We start from the raw sequence: 16908 nt of genomic DNA, 5'->3' as shown, positions 1-16908 counted from the left end.
TCACTCGAACCGAAGGGCGCCGACAAGTTTGTCGAGCACCGTTTGAGCGGTGCCCGCGAGGCTTTCACGGGACCAGCCGGCACGTGCGCCACTCTTGCTCCAGAGTACCCGACCGCTGCTGCCTTCGAGTACCCGCAGGCTGATGCCCACCGCGGGCTCGCCATCCAGGCCGTTCTTGTACTGCCACTCTTCAACGCTGCCGGCGATCACATAATCGAGTTTCTGTTCACGTGCCCATTCCAGGGCGCCAGCCAGACGCTCGTTGTCATCCATCAGCGCTTGTTCGCCCTGGGTGCTGACCGGGTAAACCCGCGGTTGCAAGCCGTGGCTGCTGAGCACACTGAGCAGGATCTGCTCGCTGCGCTCACCGGCCTGCGGCGTCTGCGAATAGTTGATCATTGGCACGATGCCCCACTGCGCATTGCGCGGCAGGTTCGGGCTGGATTCATCGGTGAAGCTGGCGCAACCGGCGACGAACAGGACGGCGAGCGCCAGGCCCAGATTACGAATTGCTTGCATAGTTTTTCTCCGTAGACATTCCATGATCAGCGTCCAAACCGCACGCCGTAGCTCACACCCAGTGTTCCGCCGGACTGACCATCCCCGCCTTGTGGCGCGGATTGGTAGCCGAAGGTCAGGGCCAGTTCGTCATCACCCAGCACTTCAAAACCGATCCCGGTATTGATGCCGTAGTTAAAAGTTTGATCCAGCCATTGCCAGCCTGCCGTCACATCCACCAGCCAGGTGTATTGCGGCTTGGTGCGAACCAGTGCGCCGGGTATGCCGCGACGCCAGGACGTACCGACATAGAGCTGGCCGTAGCGACTTTGCAGCAAGTCGCTGCCCATGACGGTTTCCGTATCGGTGGGGTCGAGTTCGTTGGTTTCAGGATCTCGCGTCTGATCGGGCACGATCACCGGGCCGTCGTTGCGACTCGACAGATAATCCAGCCTGCGGTCATTCACATTGTTGTGCTGGTAGTCGACTCCGCTGCGCACGGTCCAGTTGGGACCGGCGAATTCCAGCGTGTGATTGAGTTCCAGCTTAAGTGCCTCGCCGTTACCCAGCGAGTCGCCGGCACGCGTGGAGAATGACCTGCGGGCGACTTCCCAGCTCAACTGATCACGAGCGGTCAGGCCATGACGACCTCCAACCCAGACACGGTCCTGCTGACCGAAAGCGCGCATCAAGCCACTGTCTTCACTTTTACGGTGCCAATCCAGACCGGTTTCGAGTTCATCACTGACGCCCAACTGCCAGGTCCGGGAAAGGCCCAGTCCATTGCGGTCGTCGTCCTTGCGCTGACTGGTGTCGGCGAACAGCTTGTAACTGCCGTTGTCCACCGGACGAATCAGGGTCAGGGCCGCGTTACGCTCCTCACCGATTTTCGATGAATGTACGTCGTCGCCGTCGTAAGTGCCCTGCTCCAGCTCAAGATCGGCGTACCACTTGTCACCCAGGTTGTGGGCAATTTGCAGGCGCGGAGCGTTGAACGCAATACCGCCAAAATCCTGGTCCTGCCACGACAGCAGCGCACCTTGCGGCGTGCTTTCGTGAATTTCCACGGCCTGACGTCGCAGTTGGTCGCGCACGGCCTCGGGTTGCTCGTCACCGAGCGCTGACAGGTTGGTATCAAGCGCTTCGTTGACGCGCCCAAGTCGACTGAGGGCCTGGGCCCGCTGCGCCGGGTTCAGATCGCTACTGGCCAACAGTGTTTCGACCTGTGCCTTGTTGCGGCTTCGCAGCGCCTGCTGAATCTGCTCATAGCGGTCGACTTTCAAGCCCTGGCCACGCGCCCATTCCAGCCATTGGTCTTTCTGCGATTCCTGGTTTGTCGCGTCAAGACGCGCCAGCAATCGCTCGAACCACAGTTGCAGCATCGCTGGCGAACCGTCTTTCCACTTCAGCACTTCTTGCTGCGCCTTGCCTGGCGAATAGCTGCTGGACATCAGACGCAACCAGATCGCGTAACGCTGGGACGTCGGTTGGATGTCTTCACCCTCAGGGCTGCGCAATAACTTCAAACGCAGACGCTGGGCGGCGTCCTGATACCCCGCGGTGTCGAGCGCATCGGCATAGGCAGCCTGCACCAGCCAGTCATTCGGACTGCTTTTGAGGTACATGCGGTACCAGGCCAACGCTTCGCTGTCTCGGCCGAGCATCTGACTGGCACTGGCGAACGGCAGCCACAAGATCCGGTCTTCGCGAGCCTGTGTCTTCCACTGAGTCAGTAATGGTTTGAGCGCAGCGGTATTGCCCTGATCGATGTAAAGCCACATCAAGCGTTCGCGAAACAGATTGTCGCCGGGGTAGCGCGACAAGCCCAACAAGTACAAACGCTGCGCTTCATCGACTTGCCCCTGCTGCACCGCCAAGGCTCCGCGAACCGCCAGAACCTGAGCTTGCTCATAAGCCTCGGGGTATTGCTCGGCGTCCTTGAGCAGCGCAACCACTTGCGGCCAATCCTGCAATTCCTGGGCTTGCTGCAAGGCCTCGACCAGACGCTGCGGGTCCTTCGTACGCTTCCAGCTGTCGACCATCAATGCCAAGGCACGCTGCGGATCGCTGGTGCGATATAGCGTTATCAACTGACTCTCGTCGCCGCTGTTGAGCGACCCTTTGAGTGCCAGCATTTTCTCCAGGGAAATGCGCAGCTCCTCGTCGAGTTCCAGGTCCCAGGCCAGAGCGGCTCGGGAACGCCAGTAATTCTGATCAGTGATCGTGCGGTTATCGACCTGCAACACCTGCCACGCGGCCTGGTTATCAAACAGCTTGAGGTAGGTGTCGACCCAATCGACGCGCTCGGTGGTGGTCAGCGCAAAGCGTTTCGAATAGTCCTTATAGACCTTGGCCTTGACCGCATACTGCCCGGTATTTTCCAGGTTTTGCAGCAATCGCGTCCACGCCAGGCGGTGCTTCGGGTATTTGCGCAAGTAAGCGTGCAGCCAGGCTTCGGCCTGACTCGGAGTGCCTCGCGACTCATGGCCGTAGATCAGCGCATCGAGTTCAACGTCGGTCAACGCGCGCTGGTTCATGATGTCGCCCAGCAACGGGATCGATCGATCAAAGTCGAACTGCTGGCTCGCCAGACGCCAGGCGTGCTCACGGGTTTGCGGGTCTTCGCGCAGTTTCAGCAAACGAATCCAGTAATCCAGAGCGGCCTCACTCTCGCCGCGCCATTCGCCAAGGTGGGCCATCTGCTCCAGCAACGACGGATCATCAGGATGTTCCAGCAGCAGTTGCTGACCGCTCTCCCAGGCACCCGGCAAATCACCAAGGGCCAGGAGCATAGCGAAATCCTTCTCGAGAATTTTCGGGTTATCCGGCTGCAAAACGCGCCACCGCTGAAGGAACTGCTGCGCCAGATCAAAACGTTTGCTGGCAACGGCGACATCAACCCCCTGTTCCAGCCAGGCCGCATCAGCCTGCGGATCCTTGAGCTGGTCAAGCTCATCGGCGAGCACTTGCACCGCCTGATCACCTTGCCCTGAGGCCAACAAACTGTTGAACGCCAGTCGCGAGTACTCCAGACGCTCGGCGGGTTGCTGGCTGTCCTTTTTCAACTCAAGGTAAATTTCTGCGGCACGCCCCGGTTGTTCGCCCGCCAGATACCACTGGGCAGCGGATTTAAGGGACTCGGTACGCTGCCCGGGATCACGACTGGCGATTTCGTCATAGACGCTGGCAGCAAAAGCCGGGGCTTGCAGAGCCAGCGCCAGTTTGGCCAGGTTCTGCAATTGCGGCACCGGCAACTGGCGGTGATCGAAACCTTTCAACCGCTCCACCAACGCTTTTTGCACGGCAGGATCATGACCCTGCGCAGCCTCCAGTGCATCCAGCTCAAGCCGATAATAGGCCTGCACATCGGGTATCGGTGCAGGCCAGTTTTCCAGGTGCTGACGCGCTTTGGCGTAGTCGCCGAGGCGGATCAACAGATCGACCAATTGCAGACGCAAGTGATCGTCATCCGGGTGAGCGGTCAACAGCAGTTCGGCGTAGTTGGCCGAGACGGCATCCGGCTCACGGCCATCAGGCTGGAACACTTCTTCTTGCTGGAAGGTCGCCCACAGCAGACCACCGACGGCGGTCGCCACCACCGCCAATGCCCAAGGATTGAGCAATCGACTGCTTTTGGTTTTAGTCGCAGAGGAGCTGACCATTACTCACCTGCATCATTGGTAATTGAAAAGTCCACAGACCGGCCGATGCCTTGCCCGCGAAACGTTGTCCATCCACTTCAACCCGACAGGCGCTTGCCGAACGCACCGAGAAGGTCAGATCGACTTGTCCGGCGAACGCAAAGCTCACCCGACGGTCATCCAGATAACGCCAGTCCACCAACGGCAGATTGGCCTCCTCCAGCGAAGGTCTGTCGTCACGATCAGGACGCAAGACCAGCAGCGCGTGGTCGCTGCTCAACGCTACATAGCGCCCCTGCGGCAAATCCCGGACACCGGCAATGCCTTGCGAGCGCAGCAGATCCGGCCAGCCCATTTGCGGATCCAGGCGCAAGGTACGCAACCCGTCCATCCCTCGAACCTGCCAGGCACCGTCGGCCGTTTGCGCCAGACTGGCCTGATACAGACCGTGCAAACGATCGAGGTAATCACTCATCCACAGCGACATCGGGTGCTGCTCGCGCAGGTACCCGTAGATCTCGTTCATCGTCTTGATCGAGGCCTGCTTGGTGCTCGAATAGAAGTGGTAATACAGGTGCAGACCGCGCAGCCGCCTTGGGCCGTCGGTCAGTTCAAAGGTGTCGATCACATCGCGAAAACCGTAATACGGACCCTTCCACAGATTGGTGTAGAGGTTCTCGTTGATGATCGGCGCGTAGTACTGCAAACCACCTTCGGTGGGACGCAACAGTGGATTCAAACCGGTCAGCGACGGGTTGGACTTGGTCAGCTTGGTCTCGGAGCCGTTGACGTTTTTCAGACCCGCGTCATAGGCCAGTTTGATGGTCGCCGCCGACGGCAACGCATCGCCCGGCCAAAAAACCAACTTCACCGGTTTTTCAGGGGTGGTGAGCTGCTGATTGATGTAGTCGCGCGAGCCAAATATTTCGCGACGAAAATCGATTTTGTCGTACCCCGGTATCGCCATTTTCAAGCCGTATTCCGGGTTGAAATTCTCGCGTTTGCTGGCCAATTCCGGCTGCATGAAAAACGGATGGCTGAAGGTGTGTGTCGCGACCTCGACTTTCGGGTTGGCAAACAGCTCACGCGCAATCGGCTCCAGTTCGCGAGCCAGGAACGGGAACATCCCCCGCGGTGAAATTTCACCTTCGATGATCGACACCGAGGTCAGGAATGGATTGGGTTTGATGAAGTCGTCGAGCACCTGTTTGCCGGCGTAGGGCGTTCCGCGAACTTCGGCGCGGGACGGGAAACCGTCGCCATCGATGTGCACGGTAGCGATACGGCGACCATTTTCCGTGGTGGTATCCGGACGCGGTTGTACCGGCAAACGCAGGCTGGCTTGCAGGAACGCGAACGGATCGAGAATCCAGCGACTGCGCTCGTTGTTCACTTCGAGGATATAGGGCGCAAGGGCCAGACCGCCCCACTCGGCCACTGCCACCGGGGTGAATGTCTGACCACCTTCACCGGTCAGCAGCAACGCCGCTTTCGGACCGTTGGGCAGCACTGAAACAGCGGTCAGGTCACGGGATCGGGGTTGCACCGGTGCTTCGAACGCTCCGAGCAGCGACTTGTCCTGATAGGTGACAGTCAACGCTTGAGTGCCCGGGGGCGCCGCGCGATTCAAGCCCAGACGCTTGAGCACGACCTTGTCCTCAATGGGCAGACCGGCGAAAAACACCAGCGGCACTTTCTCGTCCAGACGTTTGCCGAGCCAACGGTTGAATGCCGGGCTGTCCTGCGGCGGGCCGCTGGTCATCCAGGTGATGATGCCGGCGTACATGCCACTGAAACGATGGTCCGGCAGCGCATCGGCGGCCAGGTAGTCGACCCGGTAACCGAGGTACTCAAGCAAACCGCCGAGTAGTGTGTGCCCGGCGTTGCGGATCAAGTCACCTTCGCGCGGGTCATAAACCAGCGCGATTCGACGCGGCTGGACTTCGATGTTGCTGATACCCATCGAGTCCAGTTCAGGCGTACTGATGAAGGGGATGAAACCTTCTTCACGCAGACGCTTGGCCAGCTTGCGCGCTTCGTCACGACGCTCAGGTGGCAAGTAATCGATCGCCACCAGCGGGATGCCTTTGGCACGCAACGGCTGCAACTCGCCCAGCAGCCACTGGCGATCGGCCTCCGGCACCGGACGATAACGCTTGGCGGCAGCATCCCAGCCGGCATACATGGATTCAAAGGCTACCGCTGCCGCGACACCCTCAAGCTCGGGCAACACTTCAAATCCGCGATTGAAAAACAGTTTCAGCGTCGGCTGACGCTTGTGCAGTTCGCGCAGCAGACTGGCGAGGGCGACCCGTTGCGCTTCCCGTGAGGCTTGCGGCAACAATTGAAAACTGTCGAGGGTGTCGAGAAACAGACCGTCATAACCTTCTGCCTGCAACGCCTTGGCGCGGCCGAGCAAATACTCGCGCCAAGCCGGCGTGGAGAGGTCCATGACCTGACTGTTCCAGGAGTCGTTTCGCACCGGGCTGACCGCATCACGCAACCCCGCCTTGTCGATGGCCGCCTTGTTGCCATCGAACTCGCCCACCGACACATAAGCGAACGGATGGCTGCCCAGCTTGCGCAAGGTTTTGACATCGCTCGCCGTCATATGCCCCGGCTCGACCACAGCCCAATCGAACTGAGCCAGCTCGGGCAATGGGGGCTGGTCGGCGTACCAAAAAACCACGCTGGAAGGTGACGGCAATGCTGAAGCCTGGACGGCTGGTCCGCTCACGAAAAGTGCCAGTGCCGCCAGCAGCCGCTTGGCAATCGCGCGGGCACGCGTCCTGCGAAAAACGATTTCCATAATTCACTCTTGAAATGACTGAACCGATACTACTCAACGTCGGACATGAGGAGCGGGCGGGTTACAAGCTACGTAAAAGCTGCGCTAAACCGTTGCCGATCGAGGTCGGTGCCGGGAGCTTGAAACGCTCCAGCAAGCGAGCGTTATTGGCGCGCGAATGGCGTATGTCGCCTTGACGCGGAGCCTGATAATTCACCGTCAAAGGATTGCTGGTGGCGCTCCCCAACTCGGTGATCAGGTCGTTGAGGCTGGTGGAACGACCCAGCCCGACATTCACCGCGCCGGGGCTCGGCTCGCTCGCTTCCACTGCTTGCACGAGAATGCTCACCAGGTCTTCAACGTAAACGAAATCACGGGTCTGTTCGCCATCGCCGAAAATCGCCACTGGCTGCTGCGCCATGGCCCGCTCGGTGAAAATGCTGATCACGCCGGAGTACGGCGACGAAGGATCCTGGCGCGGGCCGAAGATATTGAAGAACCTCAGGATCACTGGCTCCAGGCCATGTTCACGGCGATAGAAGTCCAGGTAATACTCGCTGGCCAGTTTGTCGCTGGCATAAGGCGTGAGCGGGGACTTGGGGGTGTCCTCGTCAATCGCCGAGCCTTCGCCATTGTTGCCATAGATGGCCGCGCTGGAAGCGAATACCACGCGTTTGATCCCGGACTTCAACATGTGCTCGCACACGTTGAGCGTGCCGACGAAGTTGCTTTGATGGGTGCCGACCGGATCATCTACCGACGCTTGTACCGAGGCCACCGCCGCCAGATGCACGACTGCGGTGCAATCACGCATGGCCTGTTCTACAGCAACACCGTCCGCCACATCGCCGACAACGAGGTTCAGATTGGCATTACCTACCGGCAGATTGCCGACCTTTCCGGTCGACAAATTATCCAATACGCGAACCTTGTAGCCTTTGCCAAGCAAAGCTTCCACAAGGTGTGACCCAATAAACCCTGCACCGCCGGTAACCAGTATTCGCCCATCAAGCATGAAGTTTCTTCCTGAAGATTCAAACGGACACGTCATATGTAACGCCCGCAAAAACGGTAGCTCAGTAGATCATTGATCGAGGATGATGGCATTTAGCCCATCACTCTAGAGACTGCGACATCGCCCGAATCTCGAAGGTTCAACATCATGGATGGGGCTTGTTGTACCAACGTCGATTTTATGGCGCTAGGCCACTAACGCGGCGCCGATAATGTGAGATCGAGAGGATACTGTCAATAGTTTGTCTCATCTCTCGTCGCTCGGTGAACACTCATGAAAAATCGCCATTTAATTGACGACATTTAATAAATACACGTCAACATACAACGACTCATGCGACACTGCTCCTGTCGGCACCCTGCCGAGCGTCGCGACCGTGGAACGCCAAGCCGAGCCCAGGACATCTTTCCAGAAACAGCTCGGCTGGCACCCCGCGTCAGACGATGAAAGCCTGATCCAGGCTGATCGCATTTTCATCAAACACGGCTACGCGCCATCGCCAGAACCATAGACTATCTATCCGGTTTGCAAGTGGAACGCGTGCTGGTGTGCGGTCTTCAGACCGAGACTTGCTGCCTGGCGGCGGGGTTTGCGTCGTTCGACGCAGGGCTGCAACCGACGTTGATCACAGACCTGACGGCAAGGTCATCGCAGGACCGGTCGGGGGCAATGGGTGTAATGCTTAGGTAGCATCATTTCAGGCATACGGTGATGTCGGGGGAGTCGCACAGGATTTAGCGTCGGATGCTGTTCATCTCCACGTTACATCTTGACGCCAATGTCCTGAGCGCTCTCGGTTGTGGTCAGCGCTTTTTTTGAATGGGAATGCATATCCAACGACTCTACAGAAGGTTTCACTTTGTATGACCTACTGTTGAGTGGATAAAAAGCCAATAATCGTTCGCAGCGCTAAAAGCGTGGAAGGCCTTTGCGCCACATGAATTTTTCTTCACCACCCTGCACCTCGCCAACCGGTACATTGCCCTCGCTCATTCAAGAAACTACGGTTTGCCCGCCCTCCCGCGGGCTTTTTTTTGCCTTCAGGAAAGGCTGGTCGACTGAATTAAAACCACCGGCGATTCGTGCTTTTGCAGCACCGGCAGCTCCAGGCGCGCTCGCCCGTAAAACGCCAACGCGGTCAGCAAACACGCGAGCCACACGAAGATCCCGGCCCAGAAGGTATGGGACATGTAGTGCCAGCCTTGCAAAACCCGTGTCGTGCCGTAGACGAAACCGAGCAGCAGCGAGCCGTACATCAGCGCTTTCGAATAGCGCCAGCGATAACGGCGAGCAACAAAGTACAGCGCAAGCATGGTGAACCCGCCCGAAGCGTGCCCGCCCGGCCAGCAGCGGCCATCGCCGGCTTCCCTGAACAGCTGGAAGTTGCTGTACCACTCCATGTGGGCAATTTTCCCGCCGTAGAGGGTCGTTTCAATCGGGCAATACACGCTGGTGTGCGACTTGAGGAAATGAATCACGCCGGTGCAAATGGCAAACGCGAACACCACAAACAGAAAATCCCGACGATGGTCGTGGGCAAATCGCAGCACCGGGGCAGCCTTGCTCTGCTCCAGGAAACGACTCAGACGCGGATACTTTTGCGTGTTGATCAGCGGCCAGACAAACGACAGCATCGCGCCGATCAAGGCAATTTCAGCGGTCCAGTTTGGAATGATGCGCGCCCACTTGTGGGTGAGCTTTTCAAAGAAGTGAACCTGATCGAGCGGAAAGGTCTGGGTCACCGGATCAAAAAACAGATTGCTGAACGCGATGTCGATTTTTGTCATGTCGAACAACAGGAAAACCGCGGCTGCGCAGGCCAGCGGAATACCGAAGTTAAGGCAGTAAAAGCGCATAGACATACTCACAGGCTGCTCACCGAGCGCCAGTCGGAAGCTTCGATGAACCCGAGCATTTTCGGTACCTGTGGTGTTGCGGCGGAGATAAACAAAGAGGCGCCGTAGCCTAGGGTGGCCGCCGGTAACTTGAGGTCTTTCTCAATCTGCGCCATGCATTCGCTGTGAGTCACCAGAATCAGATTGCGACCCGCCACTTTGTGCGCCAGGGCATCGCGCAGCATCGTGCCCTTGCAGCTGATCAACCAGTCTTCATTGGCAGCAACCTTGTTGAACATATAGCTGGCGGTCTGTGCAGTACGAATCATCGGGCTGTTGTAGATGTCTGCCTTGTCCAGCCCCAACTGTTCGAACTGCGCACCGACACTCACCGCAACGCTGCGGGCGCGATCGGTAATGCCGTCATTGCCAGTCAGGCACGCGGCCTTGGAGTGATCGCAGCGCTCGACATGACGCACCAGCACAATCAGGTCGCCCTTGGCCCAACCGGTCAGTAACGCCTGGGCGCCGGCCACATTGCCGTGGGCCAGGTCTGGCACAGCGGCAGGCCGCAACAGCCAGACCGTCAGCGGAACCACCAGCAGCACGGAGGCCAGCACCACCGCAGTATTTCGATAGCGGGCAAAACGGCTCAGATCAATCGAGCGCGTTACCCCGAACAGACTCAGTCTCAGTTCCACATCAGGCCGCCTCACCGGCATGCATCACTTGATTCGATGCCGCGAGGGTAGAGAGCCTGGCGTTGGCGAGGGGTGAAACCGATGTGAAAAAAAGCTTAAACCGCCCTCCAAAACCTTGTTACACATCGCTCCGACAAAATCCTTTCAGCTCTCGTGATTGCTGCCGATACAGACCTGCTACATATCCTTGGCTACCAAAAACAACAATCTTCCAGCCAACCGACGACCTAAAGCGCAACGTTCCTGGAGGAATTTGATGAATAGCTGGTTCGGCAACATCAGTGTGAACATGAAACTGGGCCTGGGGTTTGGCCTGGTCCTGGCACTGACCTGCGTCCTCGCCCTGACTGGCTGGACAAGCCTGGGCGGCCTGATTGACCGCAGCAACTGGATGAGCGACATCACCCAGCTCAATGCCGGCCTGACCAAACTGCGCGTGGTTCGCCTGCAATACATGCTGACCAACGGCGACGAAACCGCCGCACAGAACGTGCAGACCACCCTTGACGCATTCTCTGCCCAGCAACAAGCACTGCTGGTGAAATTCAAGAGTCCGGAAAACCTCAAGCTGCTCAATGAGCAAGGCACTGTCATCGAGGCCTACAAAACGTCCCTGAACAAAATGCGCAGCGCCTACCGCACCGGTAACAGCGCCCGCGACACCATGGGTGCCAACGCGGAAACTGCCAACACGCTGATCAACGCCATCAGCACCCACGTGCAGCAAATGCCACTGAGCGACCAGCGCTTCGAACAGTTCCAGGCCATCACGGCCGCCAAGGAAGCGTTCCTGCTGGCACGCTACGAAGTGCGTGGCTACACCGCGACCACCAACGCCGAGACCGAGCAGAAAGCCGTCGGCCAACTGGGCGCAGCCATCGCCAGCCTGAAACAGCTGAATGTGTATTTCGCCGACACGCAGCTGGACGCCCTGCGTCAGCTGGAAACGGCGTTGAGCAATTACCGCAGTGCTTTGCAGGCCTATAAAACCGCGAGCAGCGATGCGGTGCAGGCACGCAAGGAAATGACTGATGAGGGCGCCGCCATCGTAACCCTCAGCGAGCAGCTGTATCAGATCCAGCTCGACCGCCGTGACGCCGAAAGCGCACAAGCGCGCACCCTGCAACTGATCAGCACCTTGCTGGCGTTGCTGGTGGGCGTCATTGCCGCCGTGATCATCACCCGTCAGATCACCGGCCCGCTGCGCGACACGTTGGCCGTGGTTGAACGTATCGCCAGCGGCGACCTGTCCCAGGACGTCAAGGTGACTCGCCGCGACGAACTCGGTGTGTTGCAGCAAGGCATCGCGCGCATGGGCGTGACTCTGCGCGACTTGATCAGCGGCATCCGCGACGGCGTGACCCAGATCGCCAGCGCTGCCGAAGAACTGTCGGCCGTGACCGGGCAAACCAGCGCCGGCGTGAACAGCCAGAAGATCGAGACCGATCAGGTGGCGACCGCCATGCACGAGATGACCGCCACCGTTCAGGAAGTCGCGCGCAACGCCGAAGAAGCTTCGCAAGCCGCGGCCGCCGCTGACGGCGAAGCCCGCGAAGGCGACAAAGTGGTCAACGAAGCCATCGCCCAGATCGAACGCCTGGCCAGCGAGGTGGCGCGGTCCACCGAAGCCATGAGCGTGCTGCAACAGGAAAGCGACAAGATCGGCAGCGTCATGGACGTGATCAAGGCCGTGGCCGAACAGACCAACCTGCTGGCGCTCAACGCAGCGATCGAAGCGGCCCGCGCCGGTGAAGCCGGTCGAGGTTTTGCCGTGGTGGCGGACGAAGTCCGTGGCCTGGCCCAGCGCACGCAAAAATCCACGGAGGAAATCGAAGGCCTGGTGGCCGGTCTGCAAAACGGCACGCAACAAGTGTCGACGGTGATGAACAACAGCCGCGCCCTCACCGACAGCAGCGTCGCCCTGACCCGCAAGGCCGGTGTGTCACTGGAAAACATCACCCGCACGGTGTCCAACATCCAGTCGATGAACCAGCAGATCGCTGCCGCCGCCGAACAGCAAAGCGCCGTGGCCGAAGAGATCAGCCGCAGCATCATCAACGTACGCGACGTGTCCGAACAGACCGCCGCCGCCAGCGATGAAACCGCTAAATCCAGTGTTGAACTCGCACGGTTGGGTAATCAGTTGCAGATGATGGTCAGCCACTTCCGCGTCTGACATTCACTTTTGCGGTGAGTGAAAGGTCCATTCGCGAGCAAGCCTGCTCCCACATTGTTCTGCGTCGTTCCACGGTTAAGTGGTCGACGCCGATCCAATGTGGGAGCGGGCTTGCTCGCGAAGGCTATCTAACCAACAACCGAGTGATTCGGTGTTAACCCAGTCTCAAACACTAATCGCATTGGTAAACACCAACCGATTCCCGAACGGGTCGGCAATCGTCATGTCCTGGCTGCCCCATGGCATTGCCTGAATCTGCGGGTGCGAAAACGTGTATTCCTTGGCCAGCAATTGCTGCTGAAACGCCTCCAGCTCATCCGTCTCGATGCGCAACGCCGAACCGGGTGTGCTGTCACCGTGATGCTCCGACAAATGCAGCACGCATTCACCCCGGGAGACTTGCAGGTACAGCGGAAAATCCGGCTCGAAACGGTGCTGCCAGTCGATCTTGAAACCGAGGAAGTCGACGTAGAACTCCACGGCTTTATTTTCGTCGAAAATCCGCAGGATCGGGGTGGTTTTACCGAAGCTCATGGAGTTGCTCCCAGACTGGAAAGGCCCAGAGTGTAGTTGGGCTAGTGTCAGCGCTTCGGCTTGGCGACGGCTTTCTTTAATTGCAATGTGCCACCATGTGAAACAGTTCAAAAGATCAATGAAAACCCGCGCGCAAATCCCCTTCCCGCGCCAGAAACCGACCTTCCCTTCTGCCGTTCGCCTGGCCTTCGCTGTAACTCAACACACCGTTGACCCACACACCGTCGATGCCTTCCGCCGCGCGTTGCGGATCATTGAAATCCGCGACATCGCGAATGGTCGCAGGATCAAACAACACCAGATCCGCCCAATGCCCTTCACGGATTTCGCCCCGTTCCTTCAAGCCGAATCGCCCCGCGGACAACCCGGTCATTTTGTGCACCGCCGTGTGCAACGGAAACAGCCCGACATCGCGACTGAAATGTCCGAGCACCCGTGGGAATGCGCCCCACAGGCGCGGATGCGGAAACGGGTCTTCCGGCAGTCCGTCAGAGCCGACCATCGACAACGGATGCGCGAGGATGCTTCTTACGTCGTTCTCATCCATTCCGTAGTACACCGCGCCGGCCGGTTGCAGTCGACGAGCGGCATCAAGCAGCGGCACGCCCCATTCGGCAGCGATGTCCATCAGGTCGCGACCGCCCAGTTCCGGGTGCGGCGTCGACCAGGTAATAGTGATGCGGTGAGCATCGGTGACTTGCTTGAGGTCCAGGGTCGAAGAACTCGCCGCGTAGGGATAACAATCGCAGCCCACCGGGTGGGTTTTCGCCGCCTCTTCGAGCGATGCCAACAGTTGCGGACTGCGTCCCCAGTTACCCGCGCCGGCACATTTGAGGTGGGAAATGATCACCGGTGATTTCGCGTGGCGACCAATCTGGAAAGCCTCGTCCATGGCTTCCAGCACCGGCTCGAATTCGCTGCGCAAATGGGTGGTGTACACCGCACCGAATGCCGTCAGTTCTTCGGTCAGTTGCATCACTTCATCGGTGGACGCCGAGTAGGCACTGGCGTACGCCAGGCCTGTGGATAAACCCAACGCGCCCGCTTCAAGGCTTTCGCGCAGTTGCTCGCGCATCGCGCTGATTTCATCCGGCGTGGCCGTGCGGAACAGGTCGTCGAGGTGATTGCTGCGCAACGCGGTATGCCCCACCAGTGCGGCGACATTCAGCGTGGTGTTCGCTGCTTCGACCGCCGCGCGATAGTCGCTGAATGTCGGATAAACAAAGGCCGCCGAGGTGCCAAGCAGGTTCATCGGGTCTGGCGGATCACCTTTGAGACTCACTGGCGAAGCGCTAATCCCGCAGTTGCCCACAATGACAGTGGTCACGCCCTGGCTGAGCTTGGGCAGCATCTGCGGCTGGCGGATCACCACCGTGTCGTCGTGGGTGTGCACATCGATGAAACCCGGCGCCAGTACGCGACCAGCGGCGTCGATTTCTTCGGTAGCGCTGGCGTCGTGCAAGTCGCCGATGCGCTCGATGCGACCGTTCAGAATCGCCACGTCGGCGGGGTAACCGGGGGTGTTGCTGCCATCGATAATCAGGGCGTTGCGAATCAGCGTGTCGTACATCATGTCAGTCTCCCAGCGGCAAGTGATCGTCGCCGCCGCGGTAATCGTCCAGGGCGAGCTTGATCCGCCGCAGACGTTCTTGATTATCTTCAGGATTGGCCAGCGCCAGCTCGGTGGCAAGCACGTCGATGGCCAGCAGCATGCCGTAGCGCGCCGCTGTGGGTTTGTAGATGAACGAGGTTTCGACGCCTTGCAGCGGCAGCAACACATCGGCCAATTGCGCCAGCGGGGAGTCGGCCCGGGTGATGGCGAGAATGCGTGCACCGTAGCTGCGCGCCAGCTCGATGGCTTCGAGTAACTCAGGGGTGATGCCGGTCAGCGAGCAAACAATCACCGCGTGTTCGGGGCCGAGGCTGGCAGCGGTGACGCGCATCATCACCGGGTCGTGGCACGCCGAAATCGGGTAGCCGAATCGCACCAGCCGCACCTGCAGTTCATCGCTGCACAAGGTCGAGCAACCGCCCATGCCGAACGCATGAATCATCCGCGCCTTGCCCAGCAGTTTCACTGCATCAGCGAAACGCGACTCGTCGAATGCCGACAGATGCTGGCGCAAAGTGGACTCGATATCACCGACGATCTGCCCGTAGAACGCCGACTGATCGGGTGTGCCCGCCGGGTCGAGAAAGCGGCTGCCGACGCCGCTGGCCTGAGCCAGTTGCAGACGCAAGTCGCGCAAATCGCGGCAACCCACGGTGCGGGCGAAGCGCGACAGCGTGGCGGTGCTGACTTCCGCTCTCAGCGCCAGCTCGTCGAGGCTGGCGGCAGAGGCAAATCCTACGTCGTCGAGCATCAGCCGAGCGATGCGTCCTTCGCCGGCGCTGAAGGAATCCTGACGGGCGCGGATCTGATAGAGGATGTCCATGGCAGGTGGCTCCGGTTAAATCAGGTAAGAAAGACCCACGGTCAACGCGAAGGCGACCACCGAAATGATGGTCTCCAGCACGGTCCAGGTCTTGAAGGTCTGGGCGACGCTCATGTTGAAGTATTCCTTGATCAACCAGAAGCCGCCGTCGTTGACGTGGGAAAAGATCACCGACCCGGCGCCGGTCGCCAGCACCAGCAACTCCGGATGCGGATAGCCCAGACCAATGGCCACCGGCGCCACGATGCCCGACGCCGTGGTCATGGCCACGGTCGCCGACCCGGTGGCGATGCGCATCAGCGCGGCGAACAACCAGCCCATGAGCAGCGGCGACAGGTGAAATTCGTGGGCCAGGCTGACGATCTGGTCAGTGACCCCGGCATCCACCAGAATCCGGTTCAACCCGCCGCCGGCCCCCACCAGCAAGGTGATGCTGGCGGTGGGTGCCAGGCATTCGTTGGTGAACTTGAGGATCGATTCGCGGTTGAAACCCTGGGCGATACCGAGGGTCCAGAAACTCAGCAAGGTCGCCAGCAACAGCGCGATCACCGAGTTGCCGATGAACAACAGAAACTGATTGAAACCGCTGCCCGGCGTGGAAATCAGGTTGGCCCACCCGCCGATCAGCATCAGCACCACCGGCAACAGAATGGTCGCCATGGTGATGCCGAAACCCGGCAGGCTGTCGCGCGGTTCACGCTCGAGGAACTGCCGTTCCAGCGGGTTTTCCGCCGGCAACTGAATGCGCGGCACGATGAACTTGGCGTACAGCGGCCCGGCGATGATCGCCGTCGGAATGCCGATCAAAATCGCGTACATCAACGTCTGCCCCACCGACGCCTGATAGACCTGCACCGCCAGCATCGCCGCCGGGTGCGGCGGCACCAGCGCATGCACCACCGAGAGCCCGGCGACCATTGGCAAACCGACCATCAGGATCGACACGCCGACGCGCCGCGCCACGGTAAAGGCGATCGGCACCAGCAACACAAAACCGACCTCGAAGAACAACGGCAACCCGACCAGGAAGGCGATGCAGACCATCGCCCAGTGCGCGTTCTTCTCGCCGAAACGGTCGATCAGGGTCCGCGCCACCTGCTCGGCGCCGCCGGACTCGGCCATCATCTTGCCGAGCATCGTGCCCAGCGCCACCACCAGCGCGATGTGCCCCAGGGTTTTACCGACACCGGCCTCGTACGCACCGACCACCCCGGACGGCGGCATGCCGGCCAGCAGTGCCAGGCCAACGGAGACCAGGGTGATCACGATGAACGGATTGAGTCGG

Annotated in this window: 11 protein-coding genes and 2 pseudogenes; 3 read left to right on the top strand and 10 right to left on the bottom strand. The window is 59.6% G+C overall.

Going from position 1 to position 16908, the window contains the following annotated elements:
- The 4 genes from PMI01S_RS20010 to PMI01S_RS19995 form a co-directional block, all read right to left on the bottom strand.
- Window positions 1–519, bottom strand: a complete 519-nt coding sequence (locus tag PMI01S_RS20010; RefSeq protein WP_084321813.1) for a penicillin-binding protein activator LpoB — start codon at window positions 517–519, stop codon at window positions 1–3.
- 26 nt (window positions 520–545) lie between these two features.
- Window positions 546–4160, bottom strand: a complete 3615-nt coding sequence (locus PMI01S_RS20005) for a tetratricopeptide repeat protein (protein ID WP_084321812.1) — start codon at window positions 4158–4160, stop codon at window positions 546–548.
- The gene (locus PMI01S_RS20000) at window positions 4138–6948 is read right to left on the bottom strand and encodes a bifunctional glycoside hydrolase/polysaccharide deacetylase family protein (protein WP_084321811.1); all 2811 of its coding nucleotides are present in this window, start codon (window positions 6946–6948) and stop codon (window positions 4138–4140) included. The genes PMI01S_RS20005 and PMI01S_RS20000 overlap by 23 nt, the downstream gene beginning before the upstream one ends.
- A gap of 61 nt (window positions 6949–7009) precedes the next feature.
- Window positions 7010–7942, bottom strand: a complete 933-nt coding sequence (locus tag PMI01S_RS19995) for an NAD-dependent epimerase/dehydratase family protein (protein ID WP_084321810.1) — start codon at window positions 7940–7942, stop codon at window positions 7010–7012.
- A gap of 343 nt (window positions 7943–8285) precedes the next feature.
- On the opposite strand from PMI01S_RS19995, the pseudogene PMI01S_RS19990 reads away from it, so the two are divergent.
- Window positions 8286–8632 (top strand): annotated as a pseudogene (locus PMI01S_RS19990) (isochorismatase family protein); the annotation flags it as partial.
- 350 nt (window positions 8633–8982) lie between these two features.
- Here PMI01S_RS19990 and PMI01S_RS19985 read toward each other — a convergent pair.
- Entirely contained in the window at window positions 8983–9804 is an 822-nt protein-coding gene (locus PMI01S_RS19985; RefSeq protein WP_084321809.1) for a phosphatase PAP2 family protein, read from the bottom strand.
- 2 nt (window positions 9805–9806) lie between these two features.
- Window positions 9807–10478 carry a lipopolysaccharide core heptose(II)-phosphate phosphatase PmrG gene (gene pmrG / locus PMI01S_RS19980; protein ID WP_084321808.1) on the bottom strand — a complete coding sequence of 224 codons (672 nt, stop codon included), beginning with the start codon at window positions 10476–10478 and terminating at the stop codon, window positions 9807–9809.
- Between the two features lie 256 nt (window positions 10479–10734).
- Here pmrG and PMI01S_RS32630 point away from each other — a divergent pair.
- Window positions 10735–11796: pseudogene (locus PMI01S_RS32630) on the top strand (methyl-accepting chemotaxis protein); the annotation flags it as partial.
- Window positions 11791–12654 (top strand): methyl-accepting chemotaxis protein, encoded by an 864-nt coding sequence (locus PMI01S_RS32625; protein ID WP_414879634.1) that lies wholly within the window; start codon window positions 11791–11793, stop codon window positions 12652–12654. The pseudogene PMI01S_RS32630 and the gene PMI01S_RS32625, both read left to right, overlap by 6 nt.
- 165 nt (window positions 12655–12819) lie before the next feature.
- Here PMI01S_RS32625 and PMI01S_RS19970 read toward each other — a convergent pair whose 3' ends face one another.
- The 4 genes from PMI01S_RS19970 to PMI01S_RS19955 form a co-directional block, all read right to left on the bottom strand.
- Window positions 12820–13188 carry a glyoxalase superfamily protein gene (locus tag PMI01S_RS19970; protein ID WP_084321806.1) on the bottom strand — a complete coding sequence of 123 codons (369 nt, stop codon included), beginning with the start codon at window positions 13186–13188 and terminating at the stop codon, window positions 12820–12822.
- A gap of 115 nt (window positions 13189–13303) precedes the next feature.
- A complete protein-coding gene (locus PMI01S_RS19965; protein WP_084321805.1) occupies window positions 13304–14761 on the bottom strand; it encodes an N-acyl-D-amino-acid deacylase family protein in 1458 nt (485 codons plus the stop codon).
- Between the two features lies 1 nt (window position 14762).
- On the bottom strand, window positions 14763–15623 hold the full coding sequence (locus tag PMI01S_RS19960; RefSeq protein WP_084321804.1) for a MurR/RpiR family transcriptional regulator: 861 nt from the start codon (window positions 15621–15623) through the stop codon (window positions 14763–14765).
- Between the two features lie 15 nt (window positions 15624–15638).
- On the bottom strand, window positions 15639–16908 hold a 1270-nt coding region (locus PMI01S_RS19955), incomplete at its 5' end, for a GntT/GntP/DsdX family permease (protein WP_084321803.1).

The organism is Pseudomonas migulae NBRC 103157 (assembly GCF_002091715.1).
Taxonomy (GTDB): Bacteria; Pseudomonadota; Gammaproteobacteria; order Pseudomonadales; family Pseudomonadaceae; genus Aquipseudomonas; species Aquipseudomonas migulae_A.
This window is presented reverse-complemented; position numbering and strand designations above follow the sequence as displayed.

Excerpts from the sequence above, each read along its gene's own strand:
- PMI01S_RS19995 (WP_084321810.1), bottom strand. The coding sequence starts at position 7,942 with ATGCTTGATGGGCGAATACTGGTTACCGGCGGTGCAGGGTTTATTGGG.
- PMI01S_RS32625 (WP_414879634.1), top strand. The coding sequence starts at position 11,791 with ATGGGCGTGACTCTGCGCGACTTGATCAGCGGCATCCGCGACGGCGTG.
- PMI01S_RS19965 (WP_084321805.1), bottom strand. The coding sequence starts at position 14,761 with ATGATGTACGACACGCTGATTCGCAACGCCCTGATTATCGATGGCAGC.
- PMI01S_RS19960 (WP_084321804.1), bottom strand. The coding sequence starts at position 15,623 with ATGGACATCCTCTATCAGATCCGCGCCCGTCAGGATTCCTTCAGCGCC.
- PMI01S_RS19985 (WP_084321809.1), bottom strand. The coding sequence starts at position 9,804 with ATGTCTATGCGCTTTTACTGCCTTAACTTCGGTATTCCGCTGGCCTGC.
- PMI01S_RS20010 (WP_084321813.1), bottom strand. The coding sequence starts at position 519 with ATGCAAGCAATTCGTAATCTGGGCCTGGCGCTCGCCGTCCTGTTCGTC.
- PMI01S_RS20000 (WP_084321811.1), bottom strand. The coding sequence starts at position 6,948 with ATGGAAATCGTTTTTCGCAGGACGCGTGCCCGCGCGATTGCCAAGCGG.
- PMI01S_RS20005 (WP_084321812.1), bottom strand. The coding sequence starts at position 4,160 with ATGGTCAGCTCCTCTGCGACTAAAACCAAAAGCAGTCGATTGCTCAAT.
- PMI01S_RS19970 (WP_084321806.1), bottom strand. The coding sequence starts at position 13,188 with ATGAGCTTCGGTAAAACCACCCCGATCCTGCGGATTTTCGACGAAAAT.